The sequence below is a fragment of the Microcystis sp. M53602_WE12 genome (genome assembly GCF_030065455.1).
Classification (GTDB): Bacteria; Cyanobacteriota; Cyanobacteriia; order Cyanobacteriales; family Microcystaceae; genus Microcystis; species Microcystis aeruginosa.
Genome location: NZ_JASJFB010000052.1, coordinates 11785 through 25016, shown reverse-complemented (window position 1 = coordinate 25016; position 13232 = coordinate 11785). Strand labels below are relative to the sequence as shown.

Sequence of the window (13232 nt, the reverse complement as noted above, 5' to 3'; positions counted from 1 at the left end):
CCCTTTAGCTTCAGTTTAGGCAGAGTTCCAAGTTTATACAATGGATGATCTACTCTCACAAATGGATGATTTTTAGTAAGCGTTCGGGGGGGGAAAAATCTGGTAACTAGAGCAGTCCATCACGCTCTTGGTGACGCCAATTCAAGTCTGAATTGCATCACTATCTGATCTACCTTTGGGGAATACCTCATTCGGGGTACGATAGTCAAGACATTTTCGAGGTAGCACTTTTGCCAAAGTATTCTCCTGACTTAATCAAACGGATTTAATATGAGTCAATGCCACGGACTGCTTGACACTCCCCCCTGAAAGGTTAGGAATCAGCAACACCAATAGGCACTAATTCCTCAAGAAGAATGAGGTAATCTTGTCCGATTTTTTCAATGGTCGTAGGAAGATGGAAATTACGAGAATATTCAATTCTTATCTCTAACTGACCATCTATGATTAGGAAAAAGAATTCAATCAATGTGGTACGTTTTTGATCCAGTGGCGATAAACGACAATCGCGCTCGCCATAAACAAACTCAAACAAGTCAGAGAGAGGAACCGAACGATTTCCCAGATAATTAGCCCTTACTGGGGTTAAATTACTATCAGGATAGAGATATTCAGGTAAAGACTCACCTATCCAATCATAAGTTACGCCATTCATTGGTAAGCTTTCAAACTGCTCATTGATGGTACTGATAGTTTTTTGCCAAGTCGTAGAAGTGGATAAATTAATGCCTATGGGAAAATTTACAGCATAATTGCCCATACTTTCCATAAAAGACTGACCTTCGCCTAAATCTCGCCCATGACTACGATGACTGATAACCACCTGTTGGCGTTGACTCCAATCACCTAATAAACGGTATAAAGGAGCAAGGAGAATAGGATAAAAGTTAGACTGATAATAAACCTTGCCTTGGCTTAATAACTGTTTAGTTTGCGCTTTACTTAGGACAAATCGCTCACTTTCGGCAGAAGCTTCAATATTTGGGCCTTTGACATGATCGACGGGGACTTCAAAGCGACTCTCTGCATCGGGAAATTGTTCCTTCCAATAATTCAAGTGTTCGTTCATTGTTCCTTTTTTCTCCTCATCCCTCAAGACTTGCACAAAATCTAAGTAAGACTGAGGATTAGGGTTAGGAAAAGTCGGCTCACTTCCTACCAATAATTGATGATAGGCACTCCAAAGTTCCTTAAACAAGAGGGTTGCACTTAACATATCAGCAATGATGTGGTGAGCGACCATCGTAATATCGTAGCAATAGGGACTAACTTTAACGACAAGAGTGGCAGTGAGTGGCCAACGGTCAATCTGGATTTTTTTAGCTAAATCTGACATTTGAGCTTGAATTTTAGCATTACGTTCTGCTTCTGTTAAGTGGCTTCCATCCCAATACTCTGCCAGGATAGGTTGAGGATCATTGATCAAGTATTGCTGCCATTTACCTTGATTTTGTAGGCAAACCGTCCGAAAAGCTTCATGACGTTGCACCAAAAGATTAGCAGCTTGATTGAAAATATCAAGATTCAAAGACTGATGATAGAGAAAACGAGTATAACCGAACCATTGATAGGGAGGTTCAAAATAGTTGACTAACCAACGTTGTGCCGGTCCAAGGGGGACAAGAGAAGGAGTAGGGGGAGCAGCGGGAGGAGCAAGTAATTCGGCGGCTAATGCTTTACGGTCTAACTTTCCGTTATGATTCTTAGCAAGTTGTGGAAACCAAGCGAATCGTTGAGGAATCATGTAATGGGGGAGTTTTTGTTCTAAATGTGCTTTGAGAACTCGGTTTTTGATTTTATCCCCCGATAAACAAGCAATTAATCGTTTTTGTCCTTCACCGTAATCAATAGCTAAAACGGCGGCCTCGCGGACATTGGGATGAGTGGTTAAGATGCTCTCAATTTCCCCTAATTCAATGCGAAAACCCCGAATTTTGACCATATTATCGATACGTCCATGATATTCCAGCGTACCATCGGGTAATTCCTTGACTAGATCACCTGTCCGATAAATATAGTCACCAGAGACATCAGAAAAAGGATTAGAACAGAACGCTTTAGCGGTTTTTTCAGGATCTTTGAGGTATCCTAACGCTAATTGTACGCCACCAAGCCAAAGTTCTCCCATTTCCCCTTGTTTAACAGGTTGCATCTGATCATCCAACACTTTGAGATAGACATTATCGATCGCTTTTCCGATGGGAATTTGGCTGCTGGTGCGTTCGTCAGGACGTTCTGTAATAATATGGTAAGTCACATCAATTGAGGCTTCTGTCGGTCCATAAAGATTGGCTAAACCTGTCTTTAATCCATAACAATCAAGCCATTTTTGGATAAAAGACATGGGTAAAGCTTCCCCACTAAAGATTAACCAGCGTAAATCAGGAAATGTCCAAGATTCGTTTTCAATCGCACTGATAAATTCCCCAAAGAGGGAGGGAACAAAGTGCATTACATTAATTTTAGTCTTTTTAATCCAGGCAGCAAATTCCCAAGGATTTAAGACTACTTCGCGTTTGACGGGACATATTGTTGCACCTTCCATTAACGTCCAGAAAATTTCCCATACGGAAATATCGAAACAAAAAGAGGTGCGTTGTGCGATGCGATCGCCTGTTTTCAGGGAAAATGTCTTTTGCATCCATTCTAGACGATTCATATAACCGCGATGGTTTAACATTACCCCTTTTGGCCGTCCTGTTGATCCAGACGTATAAAGAATTACCATTAAATCCTCAGGACGATTACAAAGATTTATGGATTCTTTACTGTGTTTTTGCCAGATAGAAGTGGTAATCTGAGTTAAATCATTAATTTTGTTTAATCTTTCTCCTTCATCTAAAAAGAGGACGGTTTGCAAGGGTAAAGGTTCTGTCACACAAGAAATTAACTGTTCACTTACCTGATGTTCGGTAAGTAAAATCTCGATAGTGGCATGATGAAGAATATAACGCAATCTTTCGACGGGATAATCGGGATCTAAGGGTACATAACAGCCACCGGCTTTAAGAATTCCCAAAATACCAATAATCATGCCTGGATTTCGTTCCGTCATAATTCCTACTCTGGTATTGGGGTTAACACCTTGAGTCTGTAAATAAGCAGCAACTTGATTAGAAAGATGGTCTAATTGTTGATAAGTTAGGGGACAAGTCTCATCTAAAACAGCGATCGCATCAGGGGTTAATTGTGCTTGTTTAATAATTTTATAGTAGGGAATTTCGGGGGAAAAAGCCATAAGAATAATCCTCTATTAGATGTTAGGTGGTAGGGGCGCAAAGCCTGCGCCCATTGGTTTTTTAGCAGGTAGCCATTAAGGACTAATTACGAACCTTCGCTGATTGAGGTATAGCTGGACAAAAAAAGTTCAGAATATCATAAATATTTGTGGATTCCTATCTAAGTAGAAATGACATATTTTTGTTTTTCCTAATATTAATTTGTCAGACTGTATTTTACCGATAGCTGTTGAGGATTGAAGGTTGAGATGGGGCTAAAATAGCAGCCATTTCTTGCAAGGTACGACAATTTAAAAGGTCTTGGCGATATTGTTTGCCATAAATCCCTTCTAGCTTGGTAACAAGGCGAATGCGTTCTAAAGAATCTAGTCCTAAATCTGCCTCCAAATCATCACTTATTTCGTCTTCTTCAATTGTCCAATGACAAATTTCGGAAGTTATTTGTCGTAGCATTTCTTCAATCTCTGTATTAAGAGAAATAGAGAAAGAATGAGAAATAATAACTTGATCTTGCACGGGTAAATTGGCTAGTTCTTCAATTTGGCTGACATAGGCTGTCATTAATTGATCTATTAGCAATAAGTCAAAGTGATGGTAATCGTAACTTGCAAATAGATGAAGACGATTATTAAAGATTTCTTGCAGAATATCAATTGTTCCAGTTGCGTTCATTCCTCCTGCTTGATAGTCAGTAATTGATAAAGCATCATACTGAGGTTGCAGGTGAGTTTGTCCCGTATAAGGAAGGTATAAATTAGACTTTAAAGCCTCCTGTATTAAAGAAAGACTATGAGGGGGAATTTTACCCTTTTCTAGGGTAATATTGTCTCGAAAAATTGTTCCCATTTGACGAGTTTGCGCCCGATCTAAACCGGTGCCAATATGTTGTTGTACAGTTTGCTGAATTTGGCTTAAAAAGGTCGGCCAATCTTGCTCAGATTGAGGTTTAGCAAAACTTAATGCCAGATTTTGAGCAAAACTACTAACCACACCTGTTGCATCTACTTCGGGGTAAATTCGTCCACTGGTGGGAATCGAAATTCCGATATTTTCAGCTTTTGAATCTATTTGTGACATAGTTTTTAGAAATGCACCTAATAATAGTGCATTCATCGGGACTCGCCATTGACGGGTTTTGTCGATTAATTGAGAGGTAGTTTCTGCTGAAAGTAGATACTTTTGATTGTAAAAGAGAGGAGATTTTTGAGCATTTTTCTGCTGTTTAGGTTGCCAACGATAGGACATTCCAGACACAGCATTATTGTATTCTGCTAAGGCTCGATCTTCCTCAATATCTTGCCAATCGTTCATTAATTGAACCTGTTTTCGATAATCTTCTACAGTCAATGTAGGGGGAAGATTTGGCGTTTCTTTAGCAACTATAGCCCGGTAAATTTCCAAGAATTCCCGCATCATGACATGGTTACTTAACCCATCTGAAATTAAGTGTTCATTCCCTAAAAATAATTGATGAATTTGATCGGATAATTTAAGCACAGAAAATCCATGCAGTGGCCATTGCGTTAAAGACCAGTTATAGTTTAACCAATGATAGATTTCTTCTTCAATTTTCTCCCCTTGTTCATCGGGAGTTAAAGTGGTGAAATCTTTAACAATAATTTCAGGAGGAATGGGGTTTTCTAGCACTTCTAATTGATAGTCTGCAAAGCAGGTGGCATCCTCTGGAATCTGAAATTGCGCCCGTAACATGGGATGTCGATTAATTAACAGTTTCCATGCTTGTTGAGCAATATTTAAGTCAAATTCTCCTGCAATTTTAACCTTAGTAAATAAACTATTAGAATTGAGACTCCAATAACTCATTAACAAGGGAATTTGACTATGGAGAATAGGAACCAGATTCGAGGGTTGTGTTTTCAGGTTTTTGGTTTGTGGTTTAGGGTTAGAGATTTGAGGTTTGGGGGATGAAGTATGAGATTGAAGAATGGTTAATAATTCCTGAAGATTGGAGACTTGCATTAAATGGCGTAGGGAAAAGGTTTCACTAAATTGACTACGTTGCTCTTCAGGAATTAATGATAGTAACCCGTTCATTAATTGGGTCATCATAATAGAATCTAACCCTAAATCTGCTTCTAAGGAAACATTCAAACTCAATTGCTGAGGATTTAAACCCGTAATTTGACTTATTAAAGCAATTAATTGACTTTCTAAGCTTTCAGCCTTGGTTTCGTTTTGTTTTTGGGTTGGGCGCAAGTCTGGCACCCCTACAGTTTCTCTTTCTTGGCTTTGGTGTAAGTCTTGCCCTTCTAAGGTTTCTGTCCCTTGGGTTGGGCGCAAACTAGGCTCCCCTACGGTTAACCAGTAGGGTTGTTTTTGGAAAGCATAAGTAGGTAAAGGAAGACGAAGACGAGCATAATCTTTATCAAAGCCATTCCAATCAATATTAACCCCAGAAACGGCTAATTTTGCCACACTTTGTAATAAAATTTGCCAATCATCCTGTCCTCGTTGTAGGGAAGATAACCACAGATAATCAGGGTTTGCTAAGGTTTTTTGACCCAATCTCGTTAAAATCGGATGAGAGCCGATTTCAATAAATAGATTATAACCTTGGCTGGCTAAGGTTTCTATTGCTGGGGCAAATTGGACGCATTGACGCACTTGTTGACACCAATAGTCCTCTGTTACTGCTTGGCTGATTTCTTCACCTGTGACGGTGGAAATCCAATCTAATTGGGGTGTTTTATAGCTAATTTTAGCAGCGATCACTTTAAATTCTGCTAATATCGGTTGCATCATCCCGGAATGAAAAGCATGAGATACCTGAAGCAGACGCACTTCAATGCTTTGTGATTCTAAATCCGCTTTAATCCGATTAATCGCTTCCTTGTCACCCGAAATAACGATATTTTCCGAACTATTGATAGTGGCAATCTCAACTTGATCCCCATAAGGAGAAATAACAGATTTTACTGTTTCAATAGGGGCAAATATGGCCGCCATTGCGCCTTTTTGGGGTAAAGACTGCATTAAGCGTCCTCTTTCGGCAATTAACTTGATTCCCTCTTCGAGAGAATAAACCCCTGCAACACAAGCGGACACATATTCCCCCACACTATGACCTAAAACCCCATCAGGTTTAATGCCCCAAGACTGCCATAATTTATATAATGCGTATTCAATGGCGAATAGGGCGGGTTGAGTATAAGCAGTTTGGTCTAATAAGCTAGAATCACTGTATAAAACCTCTAATAAGGACTTTTCTAGGTAAGGTTGCAATAAGCGATCGCATTCCTCTAAGGCATGACGAAAGGTGGGTTGAGTTTCATACAGTTGTCGTCCCATGTCTGCATACTGAGAACCTTGTCCTGTAAACAAGAAAGCAATCTTATTTTGACGACTTTTTGCAACTGCTTGGCTGAAAACATTCAAACAAGGTTGTTTTTGCGTAAATGCTGTTAAAGAGTCCTTGGCTTCAAGGGTTGATTTTGCCAAAATTGCCAGACGATGGTTAAATTGTCCTCGTCCCGTGTTGGCACTAAAAGCTAAGTCTGCTAGGTTTAATTGAGGATTTTTCTCTAAATAGTTGACCCATTTTTGCGCTAAATCATCTAAAGCATCGTCGCTTTTCGCTGATAGAGTGAGTAAATGAGCAGGACGATCCACTTCAGAAGGATTAAAGCTTAATTGAGGCGGTTCTTCGATGATAATGTGGGCATTTGTGCCACTTAATCCAAATGCACTAATTCCGGCCCTTCTAGGTTCTTCTGTTCGCTGCCAAGGCAGAGAAGCGGTAGGAATTTTGAGAGCGGTTGCAGCAGCCGCTAAATCAGGATTAAGTTCTTTAAAATGAAGATGGGGGGGAATTTCTTGATTTTTTAGGGATAAAATGACTTTTAATAGGCTGGCCATCCCGGCTGCAATTTCTAGGTGGCCGATATTCGTTTTTACTGAACCCACCATTAAGGGGTTATCAGTGGAACGATCTTTGCATAGTACATTGTTAATCCCCCGTACTTCAATAGGGTCGCCTAACGCTGTTCCTGTCCCGTGTGCTTCTAAATAGCTAATTTGTTCGGGTTTTACTTTTGCATTCTCCAATGCTTGACGAATAACTGCCATTTGCGCTGATCCATTGGGAACCGTTAAACCACTACTGGGGCCATCTTGATTGACCGCCGAGCCTCTAATTACGCCTAAAATGTTGTCTCCATCGCTTATAGCATCAGAAAAGCGTTTTAAGACCACCATTCCACAGCCTTCCCCTCTCACATAGCCATTTGCATCTTTATCAAAGGTTTTACAACGACCATCAGGGGACAAAGCGCGGGTTTTAGAAAGATATAACGTCACCTCCGGGGATAGCATTAAACTAACTCCCCCTGCTAAAGCTAAATTTGACTCTCTATTGCGTAAGCTTTGACAAGCCAGATGTACCGTGACTAAAGAGGTAGAACAGGCGGTATCAATGGCTAAACTGGGTCCTTGTAGCCCTAAAAAATAGGATAAGCGACCTGAAGCGAAACAAAACGCATTTCCTGATCCCGTATAAGCATCAATGGGAATTTGTTGCTTAATTTGCCGTTTTGCGTAATCATCCAAGCCAATGCCCACAAATACGCCTGTTTGCGTCCCTGTCAGCTTCTGAGGTGCAATTCCGGCATTTTCTAACGCTTCCCAACTTACCTCTAATAATAATCGTTGTTGAGGGTCTAGTGCGATCGCCTCCCGGGGAGTCATCCCGAAAAATTGCGGATCAAATTGATCTACCGCGTCAATAAACCCACCATAACGAGCATAAGTTTTGTTAGGAAGATCGGGATTTTCGTCATAATAAGCCTCAGCATCCCATCTTTGGCTAGGAACAGGGACAATTGCTTCTTTTCCCCTTGATAATAGCTCCCAAAACGCCTCTGGACTATTTGCACCCCCCGGAAAACGACACCCCATGCCAATAATAGCGATCGGTTCATTTTTTTGCCGTTCTAAGGCTTCAATCTTGTTACGAGCTTCTTTAAGCGCAATAACTGCTTTTTGTAACGGCGTTAATTCTGTTTTCTGGTGATGAGAACCCATGATGTTAAAATGCTCCTTAGATATTAGGTGTGAGGTGTTAGGTATTCAGATAACTGATAAGTAGGTAGGCACAATTATTTGTAGGATGGGTTAGCGGTAGCGTAACCCATGCGGGCGTTGGGTTTCATGCTTCAACCCAACCTACGTTCATTTTATATTTAATTCCACCCACCTACTTAACTGATAACTGATAACTGTTAAAGTAATGCTTCTAATTCCGCCAATTCTCGCTCCATTAGGGCTTCTGTTTCTACTTCTGACAGCGACTCCAATTCAGCAAGGGCTTGGTGGAGTACTACAACGTCCGTTGACTCGGTTTCCGAAGAAATCTGAGAATTTTCTGAATTATCTTGCCAAGCAAATACTTCTTGGACAAAATACTGCACCACATCACCAATAGTGGGATACTCAAAAGCAAAGGTGGAAGGTAAAGAGACAGAAAATAAGCCTTCTAGACGATGTTTCAGTTCTACGGACATTAAAGAATCCATTCCCATCTCAAAGAACCCTTGATCAGTATCTGGTAAAGTATCTCCGTGAATTCCTAAGACTTGCGCTACTTCTTGCTGTAAACGAGTGGTTAATAGGGTGACTCGTCGGTGAGGAGGGTTTTTTTGGATGGTTTGGGGGAAATTCTCGACCGTTTGCCCAAAATTATCCTGATCTTGCTTGAATAACGCTTCTAAGAAAGCCACCCGTCCTTTTGCTGCAACAATCGTTTTAAACTTAGACCAATCAATCTCTGCTACCATTGTTTGAGTAACATTACCATGGATTAGAGCATCTAAAGTATCCAAGGCTAAATTAGGTTGTAATGGATTGATTCCCAGGCGTTTTAAGCCTTCTTCATAGCCTTGCGTGGCCATTCCCCCTTTAGCCCAAGGTCCCCAGTTAATGCTTAACCCTGTGAGTCCAGACTCTCGACGGTAGTGCATTAAACCATCTAAGAAATGGTTGGCAGCGGCATAGTGAATTTGACCTCGTGATCCGATTAAAGCAGATATGGAAGAGAAACAAACAAAGAAATCTAAGGATAAATCTTGAGAAAGTTGGTGTAAATTCCACGCCCCTGCTGCTTTAGGATTAAATACGCTCTCAAAACAATGGAAATCCATCTTGTCAATGGTGCGATCGCTTAAAACCCCTGCCGCATGAATAATACCCTGTAAGGGAGGACAATTTTCTTGAATTTGGTGAAAAAGTTGACGGGTTTGTTGATAATCACTGACATCAGCGGCAATTACTTGAATAGTAGCCCCTTTATCCTCTAAAGCTTTGATTTTTACCTGTTTATCCGTTGAATGGTCAGCTAAGGCTCGCCGACTGGTTAAGATTAAATGATTTGCACCTTTTTCAATTAACCAATCTGCTAAACTTAATCCTAAAGAGCCTAAGCCACCAGTAATGAGATAACTGGCTTCTGTCTTCTTAAAATTGATGTTTGAGCTTTTTATTGCTTTATTAGGTACTAAACGGGCAACATATCGTTGATGATCCCGAAAAGCGATGCGATCTTCTCCTAGATTTTCTGTTATTTCAGCAATAATTGCTTGAGACGATGGTTGTTTTTCTTCTAAATCAATCAATCCTCCCCATAAATTAGGATATTCAAGGGCAATGACTTGACCCATTCCCCATAAGGACGTTTGTGCTATTTTAAGCGGTTTAACAGCATCATTCACCGGTTGTGCTTGTTGTGTTATGACCCAAAGTTTAGGGGGTTCTTTAGTTTTACATTCAGCTAAAGCTTGTGTTAGATACAATAAACTGGCATAAGAACGAGTTTGAGAGGGTTGGGAGTTAATATCGCTGTCTAACCCCCATAAATAGACCACTTTGGTGATCGGTTCAGTTAGCTCTTGTAACAACCGTTGAAAATCCTTAACATTATTAGGATTAATTTGATAATGACCTGACACCAACTTCTGATAAGTTTGACCAGAAGACACCAAAATATAAGCATCATTTAGCGTTGTTGCTAAGGCTTTACCAACTCCTTGATTATCATTAAAAATTAACCACCGTTCTCCTTGAGAAGGCTTATTTTTTAAGTTTAAAGGACTGAGTTGCCATTCCACTTGATAACAGTTTTTACTCACATCCTGTAGGATAGGCATTTTGCCTGTTATTGTTGCATCTTCCCCAACAAATAACTGTAATAATTGTGGTAAAAACTGCTTGACTTCAGGTGATAATTGATCACTTTGATTTAACTGTTCTGTTAGTTGTTCAGTTTTGCCTTCAACTAATAAATTAAGTAAACTAGAAGCAGAAGAAACAGACTTAAATTGAGGTTTAGCATCACTTACCCAATAAGATTCATGTTGCCAAGGATAAAGCGGTAACTTAACAAACTGACAATTTTCGGGATATAATTTTTCCCAATTAATCGACTGTCCCCAAGTGTAGAGCTTTCCTAAAGAATTTAATAGCGTTCCCCGTTCAGAATGTTCTCGTCTTAGAGAGGGTAAAACAAATCCCTCAGTATCTTGTTCTCGCAAGGTACTTTTAATATATCCCAATAAAACAGGATGGGGGCTGATTTCAACAAAGATAGTATGACGAGATTTAATCATTGCTTCAATCGCAGGGTTAAAACGTACCGTCTGACGCATATTTTGTCCCCAATAAGCGGCATTAAATAATGTCCCCTCTTGTTGATCACCTGTTACGGTTGAGAAAATTGGTATGGTGCTTTTTTGAGGCTTAAGCTCTCCTAATTTTTTCACTAACTTATCCGCAAAAGTAGTCATTTGTTGACTATGAAAAGCATAATTAACAGGGAGTTCTTTGTAGAAAATATGAGGATGGTTTTGGGACAATTCAGCAATTAATTGATCGAGCGATTGAGACTCCCCAGATACAACCGTTGAATAAGGACTATTAATGGCAGCAATTTCTAATTTATTTTCCCAAGCAGCCATTAAATTTTCTACCTCATTAACAGGTAATTCAATCGCAAGCATTTTTCCATTTCCTGTTGCTTGCTGCATCAACTGTCCGCGCTGACAAATCAAATGAATGGCTTCCTCAAGAGTTAGAATTCCCGCAAAATGGGCGGCTGCAACTTCTCCCAAGCTGTGACCAACCACAGATTTAGGATTAATCCCCCAAGATTGCCATAATTTAGCTAATCCAACTTGTAAAGCGAATAAAGCAGGTTGAGAAACTTCTGTTTCTTGTAAACGAGATTGAGCTTCAGACGCATTAAATTCCGCTAATAATGACCAGTTAGCATACTTTTGAATCAAAGTATCACATTGTTTAATAACAGAGCGAAAAACCGGTTCTGTTGCTAATAATTCCCGTCCCATTGCCCACCATTGAGGTCCTTGGCCAGAAAAGACAAAAGCAATGTTGGTTTTACGTTTTGAAGGCTTAGATTGAGTCGATAAATCAATCGTTTCTAACTCTTTTAAACCCTTCAATAATTCTTCAGGAGAATGAACCAGAACTGCCTGACGATGAGCATGATGAGTCCGTCTTAAACTAGCACTATAACAAAGATTCTGGACAAATTCAGCGGTTAAAGCTTGATCTTTCAGGAAATCTTCATAATTTTGAGCTAAATCTCTAACCGCTTCTTGACTATGGGCAGATAAAGGAAGTAAATGAGGGAAAGTTAAGGAAATTGGTTCTTGGTGAGATAAATTAGCTTCTTCCAAGATAAGATGAGCGTTTGTTCCCGAAAATCCAAAAGAACTAATTCCCACCTTGGCGGTTGTTTCCTGTTGTGGCCAGGTAATTAAAGATGATTGAAGCTTAAGGGGTAACTTATCAAAGGGAATATAAGGATTCGGCTTGTTAAAATGCAGACTGGGCGGAATTTGCTTGTTTTTCAGGGAAAGTGCCATCTTAATCACACTGGCAATTCCTGCCGCTGCTTCGAGATGTCCTATATTACTTTTTACCGATCCCACCAAACAAGGATTATCCTTGTCTCGTCCTTCTTCTAACACAGCTCCCAAGGCCATCGCTTCGATGGGATCGCCTAAAGATGTTCCCGTCCCGTGTAATTCCACATAATTAAGCTCTTTTGGCTCAATTTCGGCATTTTTCAAGGCTGATCGAATCAAGCTTTCTTGTGCCGGTCCATAGGGAACCGTTAACCCCTTGCTGCGTCCATCATGATTAATAGCAGTTCCTCTAATTAACGCATAAATGGAATCCTTATCTGCGATCGCTTGAGCCAACGGTTTGAGAATAATACAACCGACTCCCTCACTTCGCACATATCCATTGGCGCTTTCATCAAAGGTTTTGCAACGTCCATCAGGAGACAAGGCTTTCAATTTGCTTAACGCAATATTACCAATAGGGGATAAAATCAGGTTAACCCCTGCTGCGATCGCCATTGAAGACTCATCATTCCATAAACTTTGACAAGCGAGATGCACTGCGACCAAAGAGGAAGAACAAGCCGTATCTACCGCTAAACTAGGACCTTTTAAGTTAAAAAGATAGGAAAGACGACCGGCTGCGATATTTGTGCAGTTTCCTGTTAAATCATAGCCTTGAGGTTGGTGGCTATATCCTGCATGAATGCGACTATAATCGTTTGTGGCAATTCCCACAAATACACCTGTTTTCGATCCTGCTAATTGTTCCCGTGTTATTCCTGCATCTTCAATGGTTTCCCAAGCTACTTCTAAGAGTAAGCGTTGCTGAGGGTCCATTAATAAGGCTTCTCTAGGAGAAATCCCGAAAAAATTAGGATCAAACCCATCAACTTGCGATAAAAATCCCCCATGACGAGAATTCATTTTTCCCTGTGTTTCAGGATTCTCATCATAATATTCATTAATATTCCAGCGCTCCTTAGGAATTTCGGTGATTCCGTCAATTCCATTTGATAATAATTGCCAGAACTCATGAGGATTATTGGCTTTAGGAAAACGACAGCCAATCCCAATAATTGCAATAGGTTTCATAGTTGAGATATCCGTAATTAAT

3 protein-coding genes are annotated in these 13232 nt (G+C 40.2%); all 3 read right to left on the bottom strand.

Annotated elements, in window-relative coordinates:
• Positions 1-313: 313 nt before the first annotated feature.
• Positions 314-3238, bottom strand: a complete 2925-nt coding sequence (locus PX482_RS02330; RefSeq protein ID WP_288093927.1) for an amino acid adenylation domain-containing protein — start codon at positions 3236-3238, stop codon at positions 314-316.
• 217 nt (positions 3239-3455) lie between these two features.
• On the bottom strand, positions 3456-8279 hold the full coding sequence (locus tag PX482_RS02325; RefSeq protein WP_002761913.1) for a type I polyketide synthase: 4824 nt from the start codon (positions 8277-8279) through the stop codon (positions 3456-3458).
• Positions 8280-8476: 197 nt separating this feature from the next.
• Positions 8477-13210, bottom strand: a complete 4734-nt coding sequence (locus PX482_RS02320) for a type I polyketide synthase (protein WP_288093928.1) — start codon at positions 13208-13210, stop codon at positions 8477-8479.
• Positions 13211-13232 lie beyond the last annotated feature (22 nt).

Excerpts from the sequence above, each read along its gene's own strand:
- PX482_RS02330 (WP_288093927.1), bottom strand. The coding sequence starts at position 3,238 with ATGGCTTTTTCCCCCGAAATTCCCTACTATAAAATTATTAAACAAGCA.
- PX482_RS02325 (WP_002761913.1), bottom strand. The coding sequence starts at position 8,279 with ATGGGTTCTCATCACCAGAAAACAGAATTAACGCCGTTACAAAAAGCA.
- PX482_RS02320 (WP_288093928.1), bottom strand. The coding sequence starts at position 13,210 with ATGAAACCTATTGCAATTATTGGGATTGGCTGTCGTTTTCCTAAAGCC.